The following is a 23,525-nucleotide window of genomic DNA, read 5'->3' on the forward strand; positions in this document are numbered from 1 at the left end:
GGGTCTGCGCTTCATTTAAGCCCTTCCATGCAAAAGAAAAAGGCCGGGCGGCGCAAACCATACCGGCCTTCCCAGCATAGCTGTTCGACAGGTTCAGCGGCGCACGAGACGCCCGACGAAGATCAGCAGGCAGGCGCCAATAAAACCGGTGATCAGGTAGGCAATCCAGCCCACCCCGAAGACACCGATGTTTAAAGCCGTGAGGATCGCATTGAGCACGATCGCCGACGATGCCCAGAATGATGTTCATGAAGATGCCCATGTTGCTCTTCATGAACATTTCCGCCAGCCACCCGGCCAAGCCACCGATAATGATGGCCGCGATCCAGCCGACACCATTGACATCCATGATTGCCCTCCTTCGCGTGGAAAATCAGCGACGACATAACGGTCAGTGCATCATTCGGTTCCGGCTGCGCAAACGTTACGCGTTCAGCGCCCGACCATACGCATCGAGCACGCTCTCCTTCATCATCTCCGACAGCGTCGGATGTGGGAAGATCGTGTGCATCAACTCCTCCTCGGTGGTTTCGAGGTTCATGGCGACGACAAAACCCTGAATGAGTTCCGTGACTTCCGCGCCGACCATATGGGCGCCGAGCAACTGGCCGGTCTTCTTGTCGAAAACGGTCTTGACCAGGCCCTGATCCTCACCCAACGCCACAGCCTTGCCGTTGGCGACGAATGGAAAGCGCCCGACGCGCACGTCATATCCGGCCTCCTTGGCCTTGGCTTCCGTCAGGCCCACCGAAGCCACCTGCGGGTTGCAGTATGTGCAGCCGGGGATTTTTAGCTTGTCCATCGGATGGACGTTCAGGCCGGCGATCTTCTCGACACAGACTACGCCCTCGTGCTCGGCCTTGTGGGCCAGCATCGGCGGGCCGGCCACGTCGCCGATGGCATAAATGCCGGGAACGTTGGTGCGCCCATAACCGTCGATGACGATGACGCCGCGTTCGGTCTTCACGCCGAGCGCCTCTAGGCCGATGTTTTCGATGTTCGCCTGAACGCCGACCGCCGAGATCAACCGGTCAGCGGTGATTTTTTGGGATTTGCCGTCCTTGGTCTCGACATGAGCGGTCACCGAATCCGCCGATTTCTCGACCTTCGTCACCTTGGCGTCGAGCAGGATCTTCATGCCCTGCTTGTCGAATTGTTTTTTCGCAAGCGCCGATATCTCTGCGTCCTCGACCGGCATGACCTGCGGCAGCAACTCAACCACAGTCACATCGACGCCCATGGTGCGGTAGAAGGACGCGAATTCGATGCCGATGGCGCCGGAACCCATGACCAGTAGCGATTTCGGCATCGAAGGCGGAACCATCGCCTCGAAATAGGTCCAGATCAGCTTTCCGTCCGGCTCGATGCCGGGCAGCGCGCGCGGCCGCGCACCGGTGGCGATGATGATGTGTTTTGCCTGATACGTCCCCTCGCCCAGCGTGTTTTTCGGGATCGGGCCGACCGGCTCCATCGGCTTCTTGCTGGTCTTCGAAACGACGATCTCGCCGGGTTTCGTCAGCTTCGCTTCGCCCCAGATCACGTCGACCTTGTTCTTCTTCATCAGGAAACCGACGCCGTTGTTCATGCGCTGAGCGATGCCGCGCGACCGGTCGACGATCGCCTTCAGATCGGGCGACACGTTGCCTTCCAGTTTCAGGCCGTAACTCTTCGCATGTTCGGCATAGTGAAAAATCTCGGCCGTGCGCAGCAGCGCCTTGGTCGGAATACAGCCCCAATTGGAGCAGATGCCCGCGAGATGCTCACGCTCGACGATCGCCGTCTTGAGCCCGAGTTGCGCCGCGCGGATGGCGGCGACATAGCCTCCGGGTCCGGAGCCGATGATGATTACGTCGTAGGATTGAGCCACGGGAAAATCCTTCCTAGATGCCCAAGGTCATTTTTGAGAGCGGCGCCAGTGCCTTGCCTATCGCGCGAGTGTTCTCCGCGTCGAGATGGACACCGTCGAGCGGCGTGGTTTTCGCGACCGTGCCGGCGTCGAAGAAACCGCAATCGATCTCCTTTGCCAGCGCCTCGTAATAGGTCGCGAGATGTCTCGACGCCTCGTTGCCGCCTGCGAAGGCCGAGGTGAACTCGACATTGTCGGTGCGGCTGACCTGCGGCGGCGAGACGATGATCAGTTTCGGCGGCGGCGCCGCCAATTGGTAGGGATGCGTGCGCACGATCTGCGCCAGCCGCGCCATCCCGTTCTTGGAAACGAATGCGTTGCCGTGGATCCACGGCTTCATGTCGTTGGCGCCGAGCATGATGATGACGAGGTCGAGTGGCGAATGCGTGCCAAGCACGCCGGGCAGCGTGCGCGCGCCGTTGCGGTCCTCGCCGGCGAGATGATCGTCGAAGGCCGTCGTGCGGCCGTTGAGACCGTCGGCGATGACATGCACCGACGGGCCGAGTTCGGCCTGAAGTACGGACGGCCAGCGGTCGGCTACCGGGTGCCGCGACGGCCCCTCGGCATTGTAGCCCCACGTCAGCGAATCGCCGTAGCAGAGGATGTTTTTCATAAAACCCTTCCGTTCCGTCCAAATCCACTACGTCGCGTGCCGACGCGCCAACGCAGAAACAACCAGTCGACCAGCACCATCGCAAGACCCGGAAGTACGAGGCCGGCAATGATCGGCAAGTCGGCCCTCAGTTTCGCCACCTCGCCAGCCACCGCCCAAACCTCGAATGCAAGCAAGGCCGCGGTCAGCACCGCAAGCATCGCCAGCAGCCATCTTCCCGCGCGGTCGATGCTCGATATGCTGTCGCCGACCAGTTGAGCCGACAGGAAAACCACCGCGAAGATGATTGCCAGCAACGGCACGGCGACGAGTACCAGGATATATTCCTCCCCCGCGCCGGTTGCGACTGCCAGCCATTGGGCAATGATCCCGCCGGCGAGCAGCGACAGGAAAAACGCCGTCAGCAAGATCAGGACAGCCCGCACGGCACCCGCCGGTCACGCGTTGCGCAGCCCGAGCGCCACGACCAGCAGGAAGACACCGTTGGACAAAAGCTCGATCGCAAGCAGGATTCCGAGCACGGCAGCCGCCGAATATGGAAAGTTGGACAGGATCATGAGGCCCAGGACGATCGAGATAACGCCGGACAGGGCGGCGAAAATCCATCCGGAAACCGGCCGCAGCGAAAAAGCGTACATAAGCTTCACCACGCCGAGCACCAGGAACAGGATCGCCACCAGCATGGTCAGCGATATCGCCCCAGCGGTCGGATTGGTGAGCAGGGACACGCCGACCGCCGCGGTGATGATGCCGAGCAGCAGCGACCACAGAAAACCTGTCCAACCCTTCGTGCTGAAGGCGTGGACGATCTGAAGCACGCCGAAGAGCAGAAAAGTCCAGCCGGCAAGAAAAACGGCGGCCATTGTGGCGGCAAACGGATTGGCGAGCGCCAATATGCCGCCGATCAGCGATATGATGCCAAGCAGCGCCAGCCAAATCCAGGAAGATCTCAGTTTTTGAACGTCCTCGCCAGTAGCCATGAAAGCCTCCCTCGATTGGCGACAAATTCTAAACCAGCATTCCGATCGGATTCTCGATATAGCGTTTGAACGCGCCGAGGAGTTCGGCACCGAGCGCGCCGTCGACGGCGCGGTGGTCGGTCGACAAGGTCACGGACATGACGGTCGCGATCTTGACTTCGCCGTTCTTCACAACCGGGCGCTGTTCGCCGGCTCCGACGGCCAGGATGGTGGCATGAGGCGGGTTGATGACGGCCGAAAAATCCTTGATCCCGAACATGCCGAGATTGGAAACAGCCGTGGTGCCGCCCTGATACTCCTCCGGCTTTAGTTTTCGCGACCGGGCGCGCGCGGCAAGGTCCTTCATCTCGTTGGCGATGACCGACAGTGTCTTCTGGTCGGCCTTGCGGATAATCGGCGTGATCAGGCCGCCGGGGATGGACACGGCGACGCCGACATCGGCGTGCTTGTGCTTCACCATCGCCGTATCGGTCCAAGACGCATTGGCGTCCGGCACATCCATCAGCGCCAGCGCCATCGCTTTGATCACCATGTCGTTGACGGAAAGCTTGTAGGCCGGCGCCTCGCCCTTGTCGGTCTTCTTCACGGGTGCCGCGGCATTGAGTTCGCCGCGTAGCTTCAGCAGCGCGTCAAGTTCGCAGTCCAGCGTGAGATAAAAATGCGGGATGGTGCTCTTTGCCTCGACCAGACGGCGCGCGATGGTCTTTCGCATGTTGTCGTGCGGCACGAGTTCATACGAGCCCTGCTCGAACAGCTTTAGCACCGCCTCGTCTGACATCGGTTTCGCAGCGGGAGCCGCGGCGGGTGCGGCTTTCGCCGCCGGCGCGGCAGTTTCGGCCACTGCTGCCGGCTTCGTCGCAGGCGCCTTCGCGCCACCGGCAATTGCGGCGTCCACATCCGCCTTGACGACACGGCCATGCGGCCCCGAGCCCTGGACTGATGTCACGTCGATACCGGCGTCCTTGGCGATGCGGCGCGCCAGGGGTGAGGCAAAGGTGCGGTCGCCGCTCGCATGGCCGTTCGTGGCTGGCGCAGCCGTTGCCGGACCTTCCGCCTTCACAGGCGGTTTGGCTTCCTCAGCCTTCGCGGGAGCCGCCGCTTTCGCTGGCTCGGCGGCAGGCGCCGGTTCCGCCTTGGGCGGGTCAGCCTTTGCCGGCGCCTCGCTACCCTTCGCAGCCGTGGCCGTATCCTCGCCCTCGCCCGCCAGCACGGCGATCAGCGCGTTGACCTTGACGCCCTCTGTGCCCGCCGCCACGACCAGCTTCGCGACCGTGCCCTCGTCTACTGCTTCCACCTCCATCGTCGCCTTGTCGGTCTCGATCTCGGCAATGACGTCACCGGGCGAAACCTTGTCGCCCTCCTTGACCAGCCATTTTGAAAGATTGCCCTCCTCCATCGTGGGCGACAGGGCCGGCATGGTGATGTTGATGGGCATGGTCAGCGGTCTCCGGCGTAATAAGACGTGGGGTCTTCATTCAGGCCAAGCGGTGGGTCGAGCGGCCAAAGGTCGGCGAGAGAGAAAGAAATGGCATTGAAGGGCGCGACCCGCACTTTGTCATCGGAGTTCCAGGCTCCGATTTTCGCCCAGCGTCCGTGATCAAGTTCGAATGCTTCAAGGATTTGCAGGCGCGGGTCGATCAGCCAGAAATAGGGGACATGCGCCTCTGCATAGATACGCATCTTGACGGTGCGGTCGCGCGTTTCGGTCGATCCCGAGAGAATCTCGCAAACCCAATCAGGCGAAACATCCGTGAAAGCGGTATTCGGAACGACCGGAAGTCGTTCGCGCCGCCAACCGGCGATATCGGGGACCAGCACATGGTCATGGAGGTGGAGTTCCGGCTCGATGACGAAAATCCACCCGCCCGGACCGCCCCTGCCCTTCTGGAATGGTCCAGCCAACTCATCGCCGAGGCTCGTTGCGGTCAAACCGTGTCTGATGGAAGGGCGGGGATGCGTCCGCAGCACCCCGTCGATGATCTCCGCAACCAGATGGGGCGGGACCGCTTCCAGATCAGCATATGTCGCGGGCTTCTTCGCGGATTCGGCCATGGCGGTCGGATGGTTCCGTTGGCGAGACAAATTCCCTTTCAACGATCGTAGCGGCGGACGAGGCATCCACCAACTCCGTCCTACCTATACGTCACCGCCTTCACCGCCGCGACCACCTCGCCGACATTGGGCAAGGCGAGCTTCTCAAGATTGGCCGCATATGGCATCGGCACGTCCTTGCCGGCAATCGTAATCACTGGCGCGTCGAGGAAGTCGAAGGCGCGCTGCGACACCTGGTTGGCGATGAAGTCACCCACCGAGGACTGCGGAAAACCTTCCTCGACCACGACCAGCCGGTTGGTCTTCTTGACCGAAGCGATCACCGTATCGAGGTCCATCGGCCGGATGGTCCTGAGGTCGATGATTTCGGCATCGATGCCGAGCTTGCCCAACTCCGCCTCGGCCTTGACCACAAGGGCCATGCCGATGCCGAAGGAGACGATGGAGACGTCCTTGCCCTGTTTATGGATGCGCGCCTTGCCGATCGGCAGCACGAAATCGTCCAGCTTCGGCACGTCGAAGGAGTGGCCGTAGAGGATCTCGTTTTCGAGGAAGATCACCGGGTTCGGGTCGCGTATCGCGGCCTTGAGCAGACCCTTGGCGTCGGCCGCCGAATACGGCATCACGACCTTGAGGCCGGGGACGTGACTGTACCAGGCGGCATAGTCCTGGCTGTGCTGGGCGGCGACGCGGGCAGCCGCACCGTTGGGGCCACGGAAGACGATCGGCGCGCCCATCTGGCCGCCGGACATATAGAGCGTCTTGGCGGCTGAGTTGATGATCTGGTCGATCGCCTGCATGGCGAAGTTGAAGGTCATGAATTCGACGATCGGCTTCAGCCCGGCCATCGCAGCACCTACGCCGACGCCGGCGAAACCGTGCTCGGTGATCGGCGTGTCGACCACGCGGCGCGGACCGAACTCCTGCAGCAGCCCCTGCGTGATCTTGTAGGCGCCCTGGTATTCGGCGACCTCCTCGCCCATGACGAAGACGTCCTCGTCGCGGCGCATCTCTTCCGCCATGGCGTCCCGCAGCGCCTCGCGCACGGTAGTCGAGACCATCTCGGTGCCGGCCGGAATGTCGGGATCGGCGGCGACTTCGGTCTTTGGCGCAGCGGCGACAGGCGCGGCGGCCTCGGTCCTTGCAGGCTCGCTCTTCGCTAGTGCTTCTTCAGCCTTTGCCGGCGCCGCCTTGAGTTCGGGCTTGGCCTCGCCAGCCTTGCTGACATCCTCACCGTCGACAGCCAACACGGCGATCGGCGTGTTGACCTTTACACCCTCGGTGCCGGCGGGGATCAGGATTTTTCCAAGAACACCCTCATCGACAGCCTCGACCTCCATGGTCGCCTTGTCGGTCTCGATCTCGGCGATCACGTCGCCCGCGACGATCTTGTCGCCCTCGTTTTTCAACCATTTGGACAGGTTGCCCTCTTCCATCGTCGGCGACAGGGCGGGCATCAAAATTTCGATCGGCATTATCCACCCTCCCTCAGTGTACGATGTCGGTCCAGAGCTCGGACGCATCCGGCTCGGGATCGGTCTGGGCAAAATCCGCCGCGTCGGCGACGATGTCGCGCACCTCCTTGTCGACCGCCTTGAGCTCGTCCTCCGTCGCCCACTTCTTGTCGATGACGCGCGCCTTGACCTGCTCGATCGGGTCGTGCTCGGAGCGCATCTTCTGCACCTCCTCCTTGGTCCGGTATTTCGCCGGGTCGGACATGGAGTGGCCGCGATAGCGGTAGGTCAGCATTTCCAGGATGATCGGGCCGTTGCCGGAGCGGCAGTGCTCCAGCGCCATCTCGCCGGCGGATTTCACCGCGCGCACGTCCATGCCGTCGACCTGGATGCCGGGAATGCGGAAGGAAGCGCCGCGCTGCGAGAAATCCGTCTCGGCGGAAGAACGCGCCACCGAGGTGCCCATCGCGTAGCGGTTGTTCTCGATGACATAGATGACAGGCAGCTTCCACAGCGACGCCATGTTGAAGCTCTCGTAGACCTGGCCCTGATTGGCGGCGCCGTCGCCGAAGAAGGTCAGCGACACATTCTTGTTGCCGCGATAACGGTTGGCGAAGGCAAGCCCGGTGCCGAGCGACACCTGGGCGCCGACGATGCCGTGGCCGCCATAAAAGTTCTTGTCTTTGGAGAACATGTGCATGGAGCCGCCCTTGCCCTTGGACAGGCCGCCCCGCCGTCCGGTCAGTTCGGCCATGACGCCGCGCGGCGAAAGCTCCATGGCGAGCATATGGCCATGGTCGCGATAGGCGGTGATCATCTGGTCGCCGTCGATCATCGCCAGCTTGAGGCCGGTGACGACGGCCTCCTGGCCGATATAGAGATGGCAGAAGCCGCCGATGAAACCCATCCCGTAAAGCTGCCCGGCCTTTTCCTCAAAACGCCGGATCAGCAGCATGCCGCGGTAGGCCGCGAGCTCCTGCTCTTTGCTGAAATCCGCCGGCTTCGGCGTTGTCGGAGTTGGCTGGGACTTCCCGTCCGCCTTCGATTTGGCGGACGATTTCCTGGCGGCCTGGGCCATGCAATCGCTCCCTAGATACTGTCTCTTGTCGGACATGCGGGAGCCCTTGCAGCTCCTACGTTGTTTGAGAGGCTAGCATGCGGAACGGCATTCGGCCATGCGAAAAAATGCATGGCTGACATGCAGCTAAGCGGTTAAAATCATTGCGGATAAGTAGGGTTAATCAGAATTCAGTTAATCCTGTCGACGGGCGAGACCATGATCGTTACTTCGTCGGCGTGCGAAAGATTCAGTGCCCGGCGCGCCTGCTCGTCCAGCATGTCCTTGTCGATTGTGCCGTCGTGCAGCATGCGGACCTTTCTTTCCAGGGCAATGCGCTGGCCGCGAACGTCATCAAGCGCCGCTTGGAGAACGGTGGCGCGGGCACGCAACTGGTCCTTGGAATTGATGCCGAATTCGCCGTGATAGACATGATAGCCGAAATAGGAAAGCACGGCGACCGACAGCGCCGGCACGATCAGTCGGCCGGTCCTGCGTGGGCGATGCTGGCGTGTCCACATGGTATGATTCCCTGACCGCTCCATCTCGCCCGAACTTGCTTAACGGGCGGTTACGCCCGCGGGTCGACCGACGCCGGAAACTGGATGGGGACGGCTGGCGCAATGCGCGCGACGCCGTCATAGGCCAACTGCGCTTTTTCGCCCTGAAGGGGTTGGCGAAACGACGCGCCTCTTCTATAGGCAGTCCGCTGCGAATCCCGTTTGGGAGGGTACGAATGACAGAATTTGACATCGCGATGCGAGGCCGCAAGGCCTAGGTCCTCGGCACCGGCCCGGAAGGCTATCGGTCTTTCCGGAGAAAACGGTGCTCGAAAAACGGACCGGATGCGGCCCGACCGCCACTTGGCTCCGGCCAGCTTCAAATTCACTTCGACCGCTTCAAGGGACGTCTGTCCCGCGTGGCATTCCGTTTCAGCTTTTTTGGGATCGGGCGCGACTTGCGTCCGGGTAAATCATGACTCGTTACCGCATCGATCTGCGCGGCGGTGCTTTCCGCGGCGTCTTCCGTTTCACCGGCGGCCACTGGTTCCGGCAGCCCCTCCGCTTGGCGACGATCCTGGTCGCCGTGCTGCTCGCCACGCTGGCCGACGTGTTGACGCCGCTCTACACCGGCCGGCTTGTCGATGCCGTGGCAAGCGGCGCGGCGGCGAACGAAGTCGCGTGGAACGCGGCCGTCGCCGCGTTCGCGATGCTGCTGGTGCTGGCGCTCGGCGCCATCGTGTTCCGCTACGTCGCGTTCATGGGCATCATCGACCTGACGCTGAAGATGATGGGCGACATCGCCGCCGACGCTTTCCACCGCGTGCAACGCTTCTCGACCGACTGGCATGCCAATAGCTTCGCCGGCTCGACGGTGCGGAAAGTGACGCGCGGCATGTGGGCGCTCGACCTGTTGAACGACACGATCCTGGTGGCGCTGTTCCCCTCGCTGGTGATGCTCGTCGGCTCGACCTTGCTGCTCGGCTGGTACTGGCCGGTGATGGGCGCCATCATCGCCGTCGGCTCGATCATCTACATCATGCTGACAGTCGCCTTGTCGCTGGGCTACGTTGCCCCGGCAGCCAGCCTCGCCAATAAATGGGACACGAAACTCGGCGGCGCGCTTGCGGACGCGGTGAGTTGCAACGCCGTAGTCAAGGGTTTCGGCGCCGAGGACCGCGAAGACCATCGGCTCGCGCACATCGTCGGCAAATGGCGGCACCGCACGCGCCGCACCTGGGTGCGCGGAACCTTGAACGGCACGGCGCAGGGCGCGACGCTGCTCATCCTGCGCGCAGCGGTGATCGGCTTCGCGCTCTATCTGTGGTCGGCCGGGCAAGCGAGCGCCGGCGATATCGCCTTCGTGCTCACCTCGTTCTTCGTGCTGCAGGGCTATCTGCGCGACGTCGGCATGCATGTCCGCAACGTGCAGCGCTCGGTCAACGACATGGAGGAACTGGTCGACATCCAGGCCCAGCCGCTCGGCATCGCCGACCATGCCGGCGCAAAACCGATCCGCATCACCAACGGCCGTATCGAATTCGAGAACGTCACCTTCCATTACGGCAACCACCGGCTCCCGCTCTACAAAAATTTTTCCGTGGAGATCGCTGCCGGCGAGCGCGTTGGGCTGGTCGGGCATTCTGGGTCGGGCAAGACGACCTTCGTCAAGCTGATCCAGCGGCTCTATGACCTGAACCAGGGTGCGATCCTGATCGACGGGCAGGACATTGCTGCGGTGACGCAGGCGTCGCTGCGCCAGCAGATTGCGATCGTCCAGCAGGAGCCGATCCTGTTCCACCGCTCGCTGGCGGAGAACATCGCCTATGCGCGCCCGAGTGCCAGTCAGGCCGAGATCGAGGAAGCGGCAAAACTTGCCAGTGCGCACGACTTCATCATGCGGCTGCCGAAGGGATACGGGACGCTGGTCGGCGAGCGAGGCGTAAAGCTGTCGGGCGGCGAGCGTCAGCGTGTCGCCATCGCTCGGGCGTTCCTGGCGGACGCCCCGATCCTGATCCTCGACGAGGCGACGTCCAGCCTCGATTCGGAATCGGAGGTGCTGATCCAGCAGGCGATGGAACGGCTGATGGTCGGGCGTACGACGCTGGTCATCGCCCACCGCCTGTCAACGGTGCGCGCGCTCGACCGGTTGCTTGTCTTCGACAGCGGCCGCATCGCCGAGGAAGGCAGCCACGACGCGCTGATCCGCCGCGACAGCGGCATCTATCGCCGGCTGTTCGAACGGCAGGCGCTGGAATTGACCAAAGGCTTGATCTGACAAACGAAAGGGGCCGTGCGTGCGCACGGCCCCTTGGTTCTATCGCTCGTTTGAGGGCTATACCTTCAGGATCGACCTGCCCGCATACTGTGCCTGCTGGCCGAGCTCCTCCTCGATACGGATGAGCTGGTTGTATTTCGCCGTACGGTCGGAACGCGCCAGCGAGCCGGTCTTGATCTGCCCGCAATTGGTCGCGACCGCGAGGTCGGCGATGGTCGAATCCTCGGTCTCGCCCGAGCGGTGCGACATGACGGCGGTGTAGCCCGCCTTGTGCGCGGTCTCGACGGCGTCGAGCGTCTCCGACAGCGAGCCGATCTGGTTGACCTTGACCAGGATCGAATTGGCTACGCCCATCTTGATGCCGTCGCGCAGCCGCGCCGTGTTAGTGACGAACAGGTCGTCGCCGACGAGCTGCGTCTTCTTGCCGATCAGGTCGGTCAGGATCTTCCAGCCTTCCCAGTCGTCCTCCGCCAGGCCGTCCTCGATCGAGATGATCGGATAGTCGGCAGCGAGCTTTGCCAGATATTTCGCCTGGGTCTTCGGATCGCGCGTCTTGCGCTCGCCTTCATAAACGTAGTTGCCGTCCTTGAAGAATTCGGTGGCGGCGCAATCCAGCGCCAGCGCCACATCCTCGCCCGGCTTGAAGCCGGCCTTCTCGATCGAACCCATGACGAAATCGAGCGCGGCCTGCGCACTCTTCAAATTCGGGGCGAAGCCGCCCTCGTCGCCGACATTGGTGTTGTGGCCGGCTTCCTTCAGGCCCTTCTTCAGCGTGTGGAAGATTTCCGAGCCCCAGCGCACGGCGTCGCGGAGCGTCGGCGCGCCGATCGGCATGATCATGAATTCCTGAAAATCGATCGGATTGTCGGCATGCGCGCCGCCGTTGATGATGTTCATCATCGGAACGGGCAGCACATGAGCATTGGGTCCGCCGACGTAGCGGTAGACCGGCAGACCGGAGCTTTCGGCCGCGGCCTTGGCGACGGCCAGCGACACGCCGAGGATCGCGTTGGCGCCGAGGCGCGACTTATTCGGCGTACCATCAAGTTCGATCATGATCTTGTCGATGGCAATCTGGTTCTCGGCATCGAGGCCGCCCACCGCCTCGAAAATCTCGCCATTGACGGCCTCGACGGCGCGCTCGACGCCCTTGCCGAGATAGCGCGAACCGCCGTCGCGCAGTTCGACCGCCTCATGCGCGCCGGTGGAGGCGCCGGATGGCACGGCGGCGCGGCCCATCGATCCGTCTTCCAGCACGACGTCGACCTCGACTGTCGGGTTGCCGCGGCTGTCGAGAATCTCGCGGCCGATGATGTCGACGATGGCGGTCATGAAACGCTCCGGATTGGATCGATCGAATTTTCGAGCCCGTCTTAGCCAAAGCACGGCAAAAGGCAATGTGGAACGACCGGGGACAGTTTACTTTCTTTCGGCAGAAAAGCTGCGGCAGTTCAGAATGTGTGCGGGCCGAAAAAAGGTAAACTGTCCCCTGCATCTCACGCCGCCGGCTTCACCGTCGCCTGGAATTTCGACATGAGATATGGCCCCGAAAGCACGGGCTCGTAGCGCGGCCTTTCACCCGAAGCCAAGCAGGACGGGATACAGGCGATTTCCTGGTGCCAGTTGGGTTGATGGAAGAAGGCGAGCGATTGCCGCCGCGCAGCGCTTCCGTCGGCGTTGACGACGCGATGCAGGGTCGAAACCCAGCGGTCGTTGGTCCAGCGGGCCATGAGGTCGCCGATGTTGATGACGAAGGCTCCGTCGACGGGAGGCACCTCGCGCCATAGCCCTTCCGGGGTGAATATCTGCAGGCCCGACGAACCGGGCTGAGGCAGAAGGATGGTCAGGCTGCCGTAATCCGTATGGGCGCCGGCGCGCAGTTGCCCAGGTATTGGCGGCGTGGTCGTCTCGGGATAGTTCAACGCACGCAACGCGCTGATCGGACGGTCTATGGTCTTGTCGAAGAAAGATTCAGGAAGGTCGAGAGCCACCGCGAAGACGCGCATGATGCGGGCGGCGAGATCCTCCATGGCACGGTAGTAGGCTTTCCAAGCTTCGACGAAGCCGTCAGGCTTTCGCGGCCAGATGGTGTCGGCGTAGCAGAAGGCAAGCGCCTGCGGGTCGGTGAGGCCTTCCGGCACGGCGAGCGGGCCGCCGTTGAAACTTTCCTTGAGATCGGGCGGTGTGTCCTCGCCCTTCGATTTTGCCAACGCCTCGGCGCCTGGCCCGAGATAGCCGTAGGGGTAGCCGGGGAAAGGCGCCCTCACCTGCTCCTTGTCCGCAATGGAAAGGTCGAAGAAGTCGTGCGCCTTCGACCAGACGGTATCGATGGTTGGGTGAGATACGCCGTGGCCGCTGATCGCCAGGAAACCGGTGGTGCGGCAGATGGCGTCGACCTCCGCGCCCAATGCCTTGCGGTCGGCCAGGCCGGCGGCCTCGAAACGGGAGAGATCGAAAATGGGAAATGGAGCGGACATGTCTTACCTCGGTTTGCAGACGAGGATACTTGATGCCGCGTCAGCGGGGATAGGCCAGCCGAAATTTGTCGGACGGTCGAAAGAAAACGGCCCCGCTTGCGCGAGGCCGTCCGCCGCATCTCCCTCCGGATCGGTCAATGCCAGTAAGGATCGACCTTGTAATATTCGAAGGCGGCATCGCGCGCCTTCTCTCCGTCGGCGCCGGTCAGGGCGTTGATGGAATCGGCCGGCGCGGCCTTCAACTGATCCTTGGTGAACGGCACGACATAACCGCCGCGGCTGGGCTCATAGTCCAGAACCGACCATGGAACCGCGTGATACTTCTCGCCCATGCCCAGGAACCCGCCGAAGCCGATGACGGCGAACATGATGCCGTTCGACGTCTTGTCGAGCATCACGTCCTCGATCGTGCCGATGCTTTCGCCCGCCGTGTTGTAGACGGAAGTGCCGATGACGCGCGAAGCGGGAATGGCGTCGGTATGGCCGGTGTAGGTGGTCATGAAAAATCTCCTCGTGGCTGGAATTGCTGCGAGGAAAATGGCTGGCGGCGGCGAAGGTTCCGGCCTTGCAGCGCCGCAGGGACAATTTGAGGGATGTCGATCAAAGGCCCTTGGCCACCCGGTCGAAAGCGATCAGCCGCTCGATCAATCCCGGAAGGGCTTTCAGCGGCACCATGTTCGGCCCGTCCGACGGGGCGTTATCCGGATCCTGGTGGGTCTCGATGAACACGCCGGCGACGCCTACCGCAACGGCGGCGCGGGCAAGTGTCTCGACGAAACGCCGGTCGCCGCCTGAGGAACCGCCCTGCCCGCCCGGCTGCTGCACCGAATGGGTGGCGTCGAAGATCACCGGCGCGCCGATCTCGGCCATGATCGGCAGGGCGCGCATGTCGGAGACCAGCGTGTTGTAACCGAAGGAGGCGCCGCGCTCCGTGACCAGCACGTTTGCGTTGCCCGAACCGGTGACCTTGGCGACGACGTTCTTCATGTCCCAGGGGGCGAGGAACTGACCCTTCTTCACGTTGACCACCTTGCCGGTGTTGGCGGCGGCGATCAGCAGGTCGGTCTGCCGCGACAGGAAGGCCGGTATCTGCAGGATGTCCACATGCGGCGCAACCACGGCGCACTGCTCTTCAGTGTGGACGTCCGTGAGGATGGGCAGGCCGAACTCCTTGCGCAAATCGTCGAAGACCGGCATCGCAGTTTCCAGCCCGGCGCCGCGCGTGCCCGACAGCGAGGTGCGGTTGGCCTTGTCGTAGCTGGTCTTGTAGACGAGGCCGATGCCGAGCCCGGCGCAAATCTCCTTAAGCGCGCCCGCCATGTCGAAAGCGTGCTGCCTGCTCTCCAACTGGCACGGCCCGGCGATGAGCGCGAGCGGCGATGCGTTGTCGAAGGTCACATTGCCGGCGGCGACGATCGGGTTGGGAGCGGTCATGATTTCTCCTCGAAGATAAAGGCGGCGCCCTGCCCCGGCGCGGGCGGGACGACAAGCCGGCCCTCTCTTGTCTCGTGGGCGATATCGGCTGCGCGGAGCAACGATCCGACCGCGGCGATGTCCCTCGCGGAAAAACGGATGGCGCGGGCGCGCAATGCGGCATCGCTGGTCGGCTCGAGCCCGGTGCGGGCGACGAATTCGTCATCGTCTAAAATGTCGAAGAGCGTGTTGCCGGCCGATATGCGGACGTGCCTGTCGTTTCCGGGTTCGCCGGTGACAGCGCCGGAGGCCGTGCGAATGATGGCGGACAGTTTGGCGGGATCGCGCGCGGAAAACACGACGCCGGTTATGCCGGTCACGCCATTGGTATGCGCTTGCAAGGCACTGCGATCGATGGTGGGGACGTTCACGCGCTGACAGGTGAAGAAGAACACATCGGGCGCATGGCTGTCGGCGGCGAAGGCCAGCCGGAATGAGGCTGTGCCGGAGTTGCCGTCCGCATCGGTAAAGCCGCGCGAGAAATCGAGGATATCGCCGGCCGAGACGCCCTTGCCGACAAACGCTTCGTGATCCGCGCTGGCGTCGTCGGTGCCGAAGACCAGCGCCGAAAACCCTTCATCGCCAAGGCGCTGGCGATAGGCGGCGTCGCGGGCAACGAAGACGTTGCCGGAACGCGCCGCGTCGCCTGCCCGCCGTTCGTCCGCCACGGCAAGCGGCTCGAGATAGGTTCCGTCGGCGAAGAAGACGCAGGCGTTCGCTGTTCCGAAGGGATGGATGCCGACCGGCGCGACGGTGAAGCCGAGCGCGAACAGGCGCGCCCGCGCCGTGTCCAGCGAAGCGGTCGGCAGCACCAGATGGTCGAGCGGGCGCGGTGAGGCGGTCATGGGGCCGGCATGTGCCTCATTCCGGGTTCTGCCGCAAGGGCGGCAGAGAATCCCGGGTTCAACGAACAGGCCGACCTGGAGATCAGTGCTCCAGCGGTCCCAGAATCTTTTTCCAGGCGTCGATGCCGCCTTCGATATGACGGGCCGAGCCGATGCCGGCCTCCTGGGCCGCATTGACGGCCATGGCGGAGCGCTCGCCGAAGGCACAGAAGAAGACGAGTTGCTTGACGGAACCCAGTTCATGCAGGACGCCGCCGGCGCGCACATTTTCCTCAAGCGTCCCGTAGGGCACGTGCAGCGCGCCGGGGATGGCGCCGTGGCGTTCGCGTTCGCCGCGCTCGCGCAGGTCCACCAGCGCGACATCGGGCCGCCCGAGCAGCGGCAGCGCATCACGCGCCGGGATCGCCCATCCGTGCGCGGCGATCGCTGCCTGAGACATGCCGATATGCATGTTGGCCGGCACGGCGACATCCATCATCTTCGGATTGGGCAGGTTGAGGTTGTTCATAAGGTTTATGTAGGCGTCGACCGAGGGAACCTGGAGGCGCGGATTGCTGCGGCGTTCCTCGCCGATGGTGCTCACCGTGTCGCCCTTGTAGTCGTGGGCGGGAAACACCAGCGTCTCGTCCGGCAGCTTCAGCAGGCGTCCGAAGATCGATTCGTACTGGGCGCGCGGGTCGCCATTCTGGAAATCGGTGCGGCCGGTGCCGCGGATGAGAAGCGTGTCGCCGGTGAAGACCCGGTCGTCCATGACGAAGGAATAGGAATCGTCGGTGTGGCCGGGCGTGTAGATCACGTCCATGCCGATGCCCTCGATGCCGAGCCGATCGCCGTCCGCGAGGCGGATCGACACCACGTCGGCCTTGGTCTGCTCGCCCATGGCGGTGACGCAATGGGTGCGGTCGCGCAGCGCGGCGAGCCCCGTCACATGGTCCGCGTGAAGATGCGTGTCGACCGCCTTGACCAGGCGCAGGTCGAGTTCATTGAGAAGCTGGATGTAGCGGTCGACTTTTTCCAGCACGGGATCGATGATCAGCGCTTCGGCCCCGCGCCGGCTGGCGATGAGGTAGCTGTAGGTGCTCGACGTGCTGTCGAAAAGCTGGCGGAAAATCATGATGATATCTCCGGAAGTTCAACGCCGGCACGAACGCGCCGGCGTTGAGCCGTGCAGTCGCTATTTCGGCTGCGGCACGATGCGGATGTAGGGTTTCGGCGCCTTCCAGCCTTCCGGATATTGCTTCTTGGCATCGTCGTCGGAGACCGAGCCGAGGATGATGACGTCCTCGCCCTGCTTCCAGTCGACCGGCGTTGCCACTTTATGCTTCGCGGTGAGCTGCATCGAATCGATGACGCGCAGGATCTCGTGGAAGTTGCGGCCGGTGCTCATCGGATAGACCAGGACCAGCTTGATCTTCTTGTCCGGCCCGATGACGAAGACCGTGCGCACCGTGGCGTTGTCGGCAGCGGTGCGGCCCTCGGAGGTTTCGCCGGCGCTGTCCGGCAGCATGCCGTAGAGCTTTGAGATTTTAAGCTCGGTGTCACCGATCATCGGATAGTTCGGCGCGGTGCCCTGCGTCTCGGCGATGTCGGCCGACCAGCGCGTATGGTTTTCCACCGGGTCGACGCTGAGGCCGATGAGTTTCACGCCGCGCTTGTCGAATTCCGGCTTGAGCGCCGCCATGCGGCCGAGTTCGGTGGTGCAGACCGGGGTAAAGTCCTTGGGGTGCGAGAAAAGCACCGCCCAGCTATCGCCCAGCCAGTCGTGGAAACGGATGCGCCCTTCGGTCGTGTTCGCCTCGAAATCCGGCGCGGTGCTGTTAATCGTCAAAGTCATGTTTGGCCCTCCTTGTTCGATACCACGCGGGGTGGTTTTGACCGGGTGTACAGGCCACCTGCCCGTCGTGCCTTGTACGAATAAGATCCCGTCGGTGCGGTCGCCATCCGGCGGCAGTCCGAGACCGGCACGGTACTCCGCCGCCAGGGCGCAGGCAACGGGTGACGACGTCCGCAGTGACGCACCACCGCCACGGTGTTGGCAGGCCGGGTAGACATGGCATCCGGCATTTTGTCGCTCCGTCGCCGAGCGGGCCGGTCTCGCGGACGGAAGGGCAAGGTCCTGACAGCACCGATCGACGCCAGGCCGCGAAACTTTTCGCGCTGGCCGTCGATACCTGCGATCGGCGTCCGGGTCGGCCCGGTCATGACGTGTCGTGGTTGTCCAGGGCGTAGACGGCCAACGCATGGGCATGGGCAAGAATCTCGTCGACCTCGCGGATTTTTCGCGGATGGGTCGCGCCCGGCTCGTAGTGCGACAGCCGGCCGCCGGGCGGGCGTCCGCGCCGCAGCGGCGAGAGGCGCCGGCGGGAGATGGCGCCGTCCCGCGCGATTGCGGCGTCGCGCCGGGCGCGCCAGCGGGCGAAGCGCTTTGCCTGTCCCGGCAGGTCGTCGAGCGCGGCGCCGAGGGCGGCAAGGCGCTGGCTGAGACGGGCGGCGTCGATCGGATCGTCCGGCGACGGAGGGGGAGGCAGGGGTCGGTACGTCGCGTTGAAGTCGAGGCCCAGGATGCGCGGGGCGGCGTGGGCGGGCACAGCGCGGCGCGGGACGCGGAACGGTCGCCGCGGCGGATCGAGCAGCGACAGCGAGAGGGTGCGCGGGGTTGGCTTGGGACGTTTCTTCGGTCCCTTTGGCAGAAAGGCGCGGGGACCTCGCAAGGTCGCGGGCTTTGGCTTGCGCGGGCGCGCCGGCGGCAGGGTTACCACGATCCCGCGCGCCGCCGCGATGATCAACCGCCGCGCCGCTGTTTCGGCCGGACGCAGCAGCCGCAGGATGGCGAGGTAGAGAGCGCGGGGAAGGGTAAGTGCCGGGGACAGTTTACTTTTTTCCACCCGAGCCAGTCTTGAAGCGGCCGCGCCTTTCCGCGGAAAGAAAGTAAACTGTCCCCCAGCGCCGACGCCCCCAGCGCCCGTACTCCCAGCGCCAACGCCCCCATCGCTAAGGCCCTCAGTGCCCGGTCTCGCCACGCCCATCTCGGCCATGGCGACGAGCATGACGAGGATGCGTTTCAGCGCCTCAAGGTTTCGCTGGATTGCCGCTGTCCCGTCCATTCCGCCCTCCTCCTTTTGCCGCCTCGGACACCCCGCTTGATCGGCGTTTCGGCGGGACAAAACGGCCCCAAGAATGAGGCGGGTTTTGCCCAGGGGGATGAAAATCATGTCCGGCGGCGCTCGATCCGCAGTGCGAGAGAAAGCAGGATGAGCAAGAACAATGGCTTGCAGACTCTAGGCCACGAAAATCTGCGTCGGCGGCGCGTTATCCATCCCCCGTTTTCAGCATGTCTTTGTCGAGCGCCGGAGTGTTTCGTCACCGTTACGGCATGGATCCTAGAGTCTCCGCGACGGACTTCGGCCTGCTGCGCTCTAGGATGACGAACCGTTGACCGGCGGAATCAACTGACAACGTTGTTTCCCGGCAAGGGCAGGTCTCGAAAAGTCCCGGCGCGCGCAATGAGGTTGTAGATTCCTTCCCACTCCGGCGGCTCCGGATTTGCACGGGCAAAAGCGGCCTGCTCGTCGCGCGGGAGGACTGCGAAGGCGAATACAAATTCCTCCCAGACTTTGTTCATGCCGAACACAGGAGCATTGCGTGGAAGCTGGGAAAAATCACCGTCTACATTGTCGAAAATCTTGGCTAGCTCGCGGCTACGAAACGATCCGTCGATGTAATCGTGCGGACCGATGCCGGGCATGTAAACCCAAGGCAGCGGCATCAGACCGTCACCCCGATTTGAGATCGACGACAGAACATTCTCCCAACCTGCCGGAGGGCGGAAAGCGAACTGCATAGCCGTCCCGGAATGCCGTCGCGCAACTTCCGAACCATGCACAAAACAGGCCGATATACCACTCGCCGTACCCCATGCGCCAGCCGATGCTGTATCGCTCGATGTGTGGGCACTCTATCCAGGGCGGCGCCATCTCCTCCAAGAATCAAACCAGCCGGCTCTGCTCCACGGCAGCTCCGATAAAACTCGCGAACAGCGGGTGCGGGTCGAGCGGGCGGCTTTTCAGCTCGGGATGGTATTGCACGCCGATGAACCAGGGATGGTCAGGATATTCGACCGTCTCGGGCAACACGCCGTCGGGCGACATGCCGGCGAAGACCAGGCCGCAGTCCTCCAGCCGCTGCTTGTAGTCGATGTTGACTTCGTAGCGGTGGCGGTGGCGCTCGGAAATCTGGGTGTCGCCGTAGATCTCGGCGATCTTCGAATTCTGCGCGAGCCGCGCCTCGTAGGCGCCGAGCCGCATGGTGCCGCCGAGGTCGCCCGCTTCGCGGCGTTTTTCCAGCATGTTGCCGCGCAGCCATTCGGTCATCAGGCCGACCACCGGCTCCTTTGCCGGGCCGAATTCGGTGGAGGAAGCGCCTTCGATGCCGGCCAGCGAACGGGCGGCCTCGATGCAGGCCATCTGCATGCCGAAGCAGATGCCGAAATACGGCACTTTTCGCTCGCGGGCGAATTTCGCCGCGAGAATTTTTCCCTCGGAACCGCGCTCGCCGAAACCGCCGGGGACGAGGATGCCGTGCACCTTTTCGAGGAACGGCGCCGGGTCTTCCTTCTCGAAAATTTCCGACTCGATCCAGTCGAGTTTTACTTTCACATGATTGGCGAGGCCGCCATGCGACAGCGCCTCGATCAGCGATTTGTAGGCGTCCTTGAGGCCGGTGTATTTGCCGACGACGGCGATCGTCACCTCGCCTTCCGGATTGTGGATCAGCTTCGAGACGTTCTGCCAGGCCTCCATGCGCGGCTTCGGCGCCGGGTCGATGCCGAAAGCGGCGAGCACTTCCGAATCCAGCCCTTCCTTGTGATAGGCCATCGGCACGTCGTAGATGTGGCCGACATCGAGCGCCTGGATCACGGCGCTCTCGCGCACGTTGCAGAACAGCGAGAGTTTCCGGCGCTCCTCCTTGGGGATCGGACGGTCGGCGCGCACCAGCAGGATGTCGGGGGCGATGCCGATGCCGCGCAGTTCCTTGACCGAGTGCTGGGTCGGCTTGGTCTTCAACTCGCCCGCCGTCGGGATGTAGGGCATCAGCGTCAGATGGACGTAGACGGCGTTGTTGCGCGGCAGGTCGTTGCCGAGCTGGCGGATGGCTTCGAGGAAGGGCATCGCCTCGATGTCGCCGACGGTGCCGCCGATCTCGCAGAGCACGAAGTCGTAATCCTCGTTGCCCGACAGCACGAAATTCTTGATCTCGTCGGTGACGTGCGGGATGACCTGCACGGTGGCACCGAGATAGTCGCCGCGGCGCTCGCGCTCGATGATGTTCTTGTAGATGCGGCCGGTGGTGATGTTGTCGCTCTGGTTGGCGGAGCGGCCGGTGAAGCGCTCGTAGTGGCCGAGATCGAGGTCGGTCTCGGCGCCGTCGTCGGTCACGAACACCTCGCCGTGCTGATACGGCGACATGGTTCCGGGATCGACGTTGAGATAGGGATCGAGCTTTTTTATGCGCGCGCGGTAGCCGCGTGCTTGCAGCAAGGCTCCGAGAGCCGCTGCCGCTATGCCTTTTCCAAGCGAGGAGACCACGCCGCCGGTGATGAATACATATCGCGCCATGGGAATTATCGCTTAGCTTGGGCGGCTTGATTCCGCCAGAAAAAAATCCGGCCCGGTCCGGTTATCCCCGGCGGGCTATGTGGTGACTGTTCGGCCAAAACAAAAGGGCCGGCGCGTGCCGGCCCCTTCGAACAATGCGCCGTCGATCAGAGGATGACGACCTTGGTGCCGATGCCGACGCGGCGGTAGAGGTCCATCACATGCTCGTTGACCATGCGGAAGCAGCCGTTCGACGAGTTGGTGCCGATGGTCTGCGGGGCAATCGTGCCGTGGATGCGCAGATGCGTGTCCTGCTTGCCCTGGTAGAGATAGATGGCGCGGGCGCCGAGCGGGTTCTGGCCACCGCCAGGCATGCCGTCCTTGTACTGGCCGTATTTCTTCGGCTCGCGTTTCTGCATGTCGAGCGTCGGGATCCAGCGCGGCCATTCCTGCTTGTCGCCGACCGCCACCATGCCCTTGAACTGCAGGCCCTCGCGGCCGACGGCGATGCCGTAGCGGCGCGCGGTTCCCAAACCCTCTACGAGGTAGAGAAAGTGATTGTTGGTATCGATGACGATGGTGCCGGTCGGATAGCCGGAGAAGGCCACCGATTGCGGCTCGTACTCCGGCTTCACCCTGAACTTCTTCTTGCCGTCCAGCACCGAGTCGAGGGCACGGGTCTCCGGCAGCATGCCCAGCGAGGTCGATGACGTCTCGGGCTCGTCCCCGAACAGGACGTTGAAGAAGCCGCCGCTCGGCCGCGTGGTGACGCCGCCCGCGCTGCGCAGTTCGCCATTGTTGCCGCTGCGCAGGACCTCGTCGGCGCCGACGGCCGCCGCCTGCTGCGCGGCGATGCGCTCGGCGGTGAGGCCGGTGACCGGCTTGGCCTCGCGCACGACCGGCTCGGCATTGCCGAACGAGATCTCGAAAGGGTTTCTCCGCGGCGGATCGTCACTGGCGACCTCGACGGGCTTGGCGTTCTTTTTAGGCGCCTCTTCCTCTGCCACGACCTCTCTCGGCGCGCGGAAGGCGGCGCTGCGCGCCTCGGCGTCGGCCTTCGCCTTGGCCCGCATGGCGGTCAGCTTGGCCTGCCGCGCCTTTTCGGCCGCGGCGGCCTTGGCTTCCGCCTTGGCCTTGGCCTTTTCGGCGTCGGTCAGCTTCTTGTCGGCGTCCTTGGCGGCAATTTTGCCGCCCTTCTTGTCGGGTTTTGCCGCGACTTTCTTCTTGCCCTTGGAGGTCTGGGCATCGGCGGTGGTCTTCTTTGCCGACGTGGCCGTCGGCTTCTGCGGCTTCGCCACGTCCGCGACGGCAGGCGTGGCCAAGCCCAGCACGGCGCACAGGCCGAGCAATATGAGGCTTCGAGGTAGCATGTGTTGTTGATCCCGAGACGATAAAGAGCCGGCCATGCAGCGGAACGAATGTATCCGCATTGCGCCCCGCTCGCCGGCCGTCGGGCAATCTATAGGCTCATAATGAACAAACGCTCAAGGCGTCCCGAGGTGCCGGCGAGATCGAATCATCGTGATCACAGCAGCATTTAGCCGGAGTGTGATCAATCGGGCACAGAACCGAGGCTACTGGTTCGGAACCTGCGGCTCGGCCGGGTTGGCGGGCGCTGCCGGGGCCGGCGCGGCGGCGGGCGGTGTCGCGGTTGCGCCATCGGCGGCGGGCGGCGTGGCCGTGGTTCCGTCGGTCGCGGGCGGGGTGGCGGCGGCGCCGTCGGCGGGGGCTGCGCCCGATGCCGGCGGGTTGGCTGCCGGCGGCGTCGCATCGGCCGGAGCGGCGGGGGCCGGAGCGGCGGGGGCCGGAGCGGACGGGACGTCGGAACCGCCGCCGAGCTGATCGAGCACGCCCGCGCCGCCGCCCTCGCCCTGGGTGACCGGCATGCGGTCGAGAATGTCGATCGGACGGTCGCCGTAGCGCGCGATGAGCGACAGCCCCAGGGAGGTTGCGAAGAAAGCCGCGGCGAGGATCGCGGTGGCGCGGGTCAGAGCATTGGCCGCGCCTCTCGCCGTCATGAAGCCGGAGCCGCCGCCGATGCCCAGTCCGCCGCCTTCCGACCGTTGCAGCAGCACGACGCCGACAAGCGCGAGCACGATCATCAGATGGATGACGATGACGACAGTTTCCATAACTTCCCCGGCAGAGTTCAGAACGCAGACAGGGATGCCCTGCCGAAACGTGGCGGCTCAATACATGGCTTTCGTGGCATTTCCAAGCCCGCCGGGAATATGGGGAGCCCGCCGGCCGATACAACCCGCCGACAGCACGCAAGCCGCATTCGACCGGCCGGGAA

The 23,525-nt window shown here is 63.7% G+C and carries 22 protein-coding genes and 1 pseudogene; 1 reads left to right on the forward strand and 22 read right to left on the reverse strand.

Going from position 1 to position 23,525, the window contains the following annotated elements; genetic code table 11:
- Positions 1 to 93: 93 nt before the first annotated feature.
- The 10 genes and pseudogenes from ABMA59_RS29680 to ABMA59_RS29725 all read right to left on the reverse strand — a co-directional run bounded on the left by ABMA59_RS29680 (position 94) and on the right by ABMA59_RS29725 (position 8,583).
- Positions 94 to 349 (reverse strand): annotated as a pseudogene (locus tag ABMA59_RS29680) (GlsB/YeaQ/YmgE family stress response membrane protein).
- 75 nt (positions 350 to 424) lie between these two features.
- Positions 425 to 1,867 (reverse strand): dihydrolipoyl dehydrogenase, encoded by a 1,443-nt coding sequence (gene lpdA / locus ABMA59_RS29685; protein ID WP_349008989.1) that lies wholly within the window; start codon positions 1,865 to 1,867, stop codon positions 425 to 427.
- A gap of 13 nt (positions 1,868 to 1,880) precedes the next feature.
- Entirely contained in the window at positions 1,881 to 2,519 is a 639-nt protein-coding gene (locus tag ABMA59_RS29690) for an SGNH/GDSL hydrolase family protein (protein ID WP_349008990.1), read from the reverse strand.
- Positions 2,516 to 2,944, reverse strand: coding sequence for a hypothetical protein (locus ABMA59_RS29695; protein WP_349008991.1), 429 nt, complete (start codon positions 2,942 to 2,944; stop codon positions 2,516 to 2,518). Before ABMA59_RS29695 ends, ABMA59_RS29690 begins: the two co-directional genes overlap by 4 nt.
- Positions 2,945 to 2,956: 12 nt before the next feature.
- Positions 2,957 to 3,499, reverse strand: coding sequence for an HdeD family acid-resistance protein (locus ABMA59_RS29700; RefSeq protein WP_349008992.1), 543 nt, complete (start codon positions 3,497 to 3,499; stop codon positions 2,957 to 2,959).
- Positions 3,500 to 3,527: 28 nt separating this feature from the next.
- Positions 3,528 to 4,934 (reverse strand): pyruvate dehydrogenase complex dihydrolipoamide acetyltransferase, encoded by a 1,407-nt coding sequence (locus ABMA59_RS29705; protein ID WP_349008993.1) that lies wholly within the window; start codon positions 4,932 to 4,934, stop codon positions 3,528 to 3,530.
- A gap of 2 nt (positions 4,935 to 4,936) precedes the next feature.
- On the reverse strand, positions 4,937 to 5,551 hold the full coding sequence (locus tag ABMA59_RS29710) for a Uma2 family endonuclease (protein WP_349008994.1): 615 nt from the start codon (positions 5,549 to 5,551) through the stop codon (positions 4,937 to 4,939).
- 80 nt (positions 5,552 to 5,631) lie between these two features.
- Positions 5,632 to 7,026: a pyruvate dehydrogenase complex E1 component subunit beta gene (locus ABMA59_RS29715; RefSeq protein ID WP_349008995.1), complete on the reverse strand. Its 1,395-nt coding sequence runs from the start codon at positions 7,024 to 7,026 to the stop codon at positions 5,632 to 5,634.
- A 13-nt stretch (positions 7,027 to 7,039) separates the two neighbouring features.
- Complete coding sequence (gene pdhA, locus ABMA59_RS29720; protein WP_349008996.1) at positions 7,040 to 8,083, reverse strand: pyruvate dehydrogenase (acetyl-transferring) E1 component subunit alpha; 1,044 nt, start codon at positions 8,081 to 8,083, stop codon at positions 7,040 to 7,042.
- A gap of 170 nt (positions 8,084 to 8,253) precedes the next feature.
- A complete protein-coding gene (locus ABMA59_RS29725) occupies positions 8,254 to 8,583 on the reverse strand; it encodes an FtsB family cell division protein (RefSeq protein ID WP_349008997.1) in 330 nt (109 codons plus the stop codon).
- Positions 8,584 to 9,037: 454 nt separating this feature from the next.
- On the opposite strand from ABMA59_RS29725, the gene ABMA59_RS29730 reads away from it, so the two are divergent.
- Positions 9,038 to 10,840 (forward strand): ABC transporter ATP-binding protein, encoded by a 1,803-nt coding sequence (locus ABMA59_RS29730; protein ID WP_349008998.1) that lies wholly within the window; start codon positions 9,038 to 9,040, stop codon positions 10,838 to 10,840.
- A gap of 57 nt (positions 10,841 to 10,897) precedes the next feature.
- Here ABMA59_RS29730 and eno read toward each other — a convergent pair whose 3' ends face one another.
- The 12 genes from eno to secG all read right to left on the reverse strand — a co-directional run bounded on the left by eno (position 10,898) and on the right by secG (position 23,361).
- Positions 10,898 to 12,172 carry a phosphopyruvate hydratase gene (gene eno, locus ABMA59_RS29735; protein ID WP_349008999.1) on the reverse strand — a complete coding sequence of 425 codons (1,275 nt, stop codon included), beginning with the start codon at positions 12,170 to 12,172 and terminating at the stop codon, positions 10,898 to 10,900.
- Between the two features lie 164 nt (positions 12,173 to 12,336).
- Entirely contained in the window at positions 12,337 to 13,317 is a 981-nt protein-coding gene (locus tag ABMA59_RS29740; protein ID WP_349009000.1) for an isopenicillin N synthase family dioxygenase, read from the reverse strand.
- 134 nt (positions 13,318 to 13,451) lie between these two features.
- Positions 13,452 to 13,817: a PRC-barrel domain-containing protein gene (locus tag ABMA59_RS29745; RefSeq protein ID WP_349009001.1), complete on the reverse strand. Its 366-nt coding sequence runs from the start codon at positions 13,815 to 13,817 to the stop codon at positions 13,452 to 13,454.
- A gap of 100 nt (positions 13,818 to 13,917) precedes the next feature.
- Positions 13,918 to 14,751 (reverse strand): 3-deoxy-8-phosphooctulonate synthase, encoded by an 834-nt coding sequence (gene kdsA, locus ABMA59_RS29750; protein WP_349009002.1) that lies wholly within the window; start codon positions 14,749 to 14,751, stop codon positions 13,918 to 13,920.
- A complete protein-coding gene (locus ABMA59_RS29755) occupies positions 14,748 to 15,635 on the reverse strand; it encodes a VOC family protein (protein ID WP_349009003.1) in 888 nt (295 codons plus the stop codon). Before ABMA59_RS29755 ends, kdsA begins: the two co-directional genes overlap by 4 nt.
- A gap of 82 nt (positions 15,636 to 15,717) precedes the next feature.
- Positions 15,718 to 16,749 carry an MBL fold metallo-hydrolase gene (locus ABMA59_RS29760; RefSeq protein ID WP_349009004.1) on the reverse strand — a complete coding sequence of 344 codons (1,032 nt, stop codon included), beginning with the start codon at positions 16,747 to 16,749 and terminating at the stop codon, positions 15,718 to 15,720.
- Positions 16,750 to 16,809: 60 nt separating this feature from the next.
- Entirely contained in the window at positions 16,810 to 17,469 is a 660-nt protein-coding gene (locus ABMA59_RS29765) for a peroxiredoxin (RefSeq protein WP_349009005.1), read from the reverse strand.
- Between the two features lie 364 nt (positions 17,470 to 17,833).
- Positions 17,834 to 18,739 (reverse strand): hypothetical protein, encoded by a 906-nt coding sequence (locus tag ABMA59_RS29770; protein WP_349009006.1) that lies wholly within the window; start codon positions 18,737 to 18,739, stop codon positions 17,834 to 17,836.
- Between the two features lie 341 nt (positions 18,740 to 19,080).
- The gene (locus ABMA59_RS29775; protein WP_349009007.1) at positions 19,081 to 19,476 is read right to left on the reverse strand and encodes a hypothetical protein; all 396 of its coding nucleotides are present in this window, start codon (positions 19,474 to 19,476) and stop codon (positions 19,081 to 19,083) included.
- 145 nt (positions 19,477 to 19,621) lie between these two features.
- A complete protein-coding gene (gene pyrG, locus ABMA59_RS29780; protein WP_349009008.1) occupies positions 19,622 to 21,250 on the reverse strand; it encodes a CTP synthase in 1,629 nt (542 codons plus the stop codon).
- A gap of 146 nt (positions 21,251 to 21,396) precedes the next feature.
- On the reverse strand, positions 21,397 to 22,599 hold the full coding sequence (locus tag ABMA59_RS29785; RefSeq protein ID WP_349009009.1) for a L,D-transpeptidase family protein: 1,203 nt from the start codon (positions 22,597 to 22,599) through the stop codon (positions 21,397 to 21,399).
- Positions 22,600 to 22,803: 204 nt separating this feature from the next.
- Positions 22,804 to 23,361, reverse strand: a complete 558-nt coding sequence (gene secG / locus ABMA59_RS29790) for a preprotein translocase subunit SecG (RefSeq protein ID WP_349009010.1) — start codon at positions 23,359 to 23,361, stop codon at positions 22,804 to 22,806.
- Positions 23,362 to 23,525: the final 164 nt, after the last annotated feature.

The sequence above is a fragment of the Mesorhizobium yinganensis genome (assembly GCF_040081985.1).
Lineage (GTDB): Bacteria > Pseudomonadota > Alphaproteobacteria > Rhizobiales > Rhizobiaceae > Kumtagia > Kumtagia yinganensis.

What these genes read in the sequence shown, in the direction of transcription:
- ABMA59_RS29740 (WP_349009000.1), bottom strand. Translation starts at nt 13,317, where the DNA reads ATGTCCGCTCCATTTCCCATTTTCGATCTCTCCCGTTTCGAGGCCGCC.
- ABMA59_RS29770 (WP_349009006.1), bottom strand. Translation starts at nt 18,739, where the DNA reads ATGGACGGGACAGCGGCAATCCAGCGAAACCTTGAGGCGCTGAAACGC.
- pdhA (WP_349008996.1), bottom strand. Translation starts at nt 8,083, where the DNA reads ATGGCCCAGGCCGCCAGGAAATCGTCCGCCAAATCGAAGGCGGACGGG.
- ABMA59_RS29775 (WP_349009007.1), bottom strand. Translation starts at nt 19,476, where the DNA reads ATGCAGTTCGCTTTCCGCCCTCCGGCAGGTTGGGAGAATGTTCTGTCG.
- ABMA59_RS29765 (WP_349009005.1), bottom strand. Translation starts at nt 17,469, where the DNA reads ATGACTTTGACGATTAACAGCACCGCGCCGGATTTCGAGGCGAACACG.
- ABMA59_RS29700 (WP_349008992.1), bottom strand. Translation starts at nt 3,499, where the DNA reads ATGGCTACTGGCGAGGACGTTCAAAAACTGAGATCTTCCTGGATTTGG.
- ABMA59_RS29710 (WP_349008994.1), bottom strand. Translation starts at nt 5,551, where the DNA reads ATGGCCGAATCCGCGAAGAAGCCCGCGACATATGCTGATCTGGAAGCG.
- secG (WP_349009010.1), bottom strand. Translation starts at nt 23,361, where the DNA reads ATGGAAACTGTCGTCATCGTCATCCATCTGATGATCGTGCTCGCGCTT.
- kdsA (WP_349009002.1), bottom strand. Translation starts at nt 14,751, where the DNA reads ATGACCGCTCCCAACCCGATCGTCGCCGCCGGCAATGTGACCTTCGAC.
- ABMA59_RS29760 (WP_349009004.1), bottom strand. Translation starts at nt 16,749, where the DNA reads ATGATTTTCCGCCAGCTTTTCGACAGCACGTCGAGCACCTACAGCTAC.
- ABMA59_RS29725 (WP_349008997.1), bottom strand. Translation starts at nt 8,583, where the DNA reads ATGTGGACACGCCAGCATCGCCCACGCAGGACCGGCCGACTGATCGTG.
- ABMA59_RS29705 (WP_349008993.1), bottom strand. Translation starts at nt 4,934, where the DNA reads ATGCCCATCAACATCACCATGCCGGCCCTGTCGCCCACGATGGAGGAG.
- ABMA59_RS29715 (WP_349008995.1), bottom strand. Translation starts at nt 7,026, where the DNA reads ATGCCGATCGAAATTTTGATGCCCGCCCTGTCGCCGACGATGGAAGAG.
- pyrG (WP_349009008.1), bottom strand. Translation starts at nt 21,250, where the DNA reads ATGGCGCGATATGTATTCATCACCGGCGGCGTGGTCTCCTCGCTTGGA.
- ABMA59_RS29730 (WP_349008998.1), top strand. Translation starts at nt 9,038, where the DNA reads ATGACTCGTTACCGCATCGATCTGCGCGGCGGTGCTTTCCGCGGCGTC.
- ABMA59_RS29745 (WP_349009001.1), bottom strand. Translation starts at nt 13,817, where the DNA reads ATGACCACCTACACCGGCCATACCGACGCCATTCCCGCTTCGCGCGTC.
- ABMA59_RS29690 (WP_349008990.1), bottom strand. Translation starts at nt 2,519, where the DNA reads ATGAAAAACATCCTCTGCTACGGCGATTCGCTGACGTGGGGCTACAAT.
- ABMA59_RS29785 (WP_349009009.1), bottom strand. Translation starts at nt 22,599, where the DNA reads ATGCTACCTCGAAGCCTCATATTGCTCGGCCTGTGCGCCGTGCTGGGC.
- ABMA59_RS29755 (WP_349009003.1), bottom strand. Translation starts at nt 15,635, where the DNA reads ATGACCGCCTCACCGCGCCCGCTCGACCATCTGGTGCTGCCGACCGCT.
- eno (WP_349008999.1), bottom strand. Translation starts at nt 12,172, where the DNA reads ATGACCGCCATCGTCGACATCATCGGCCGCGAGATTCTCGACAGCCGC.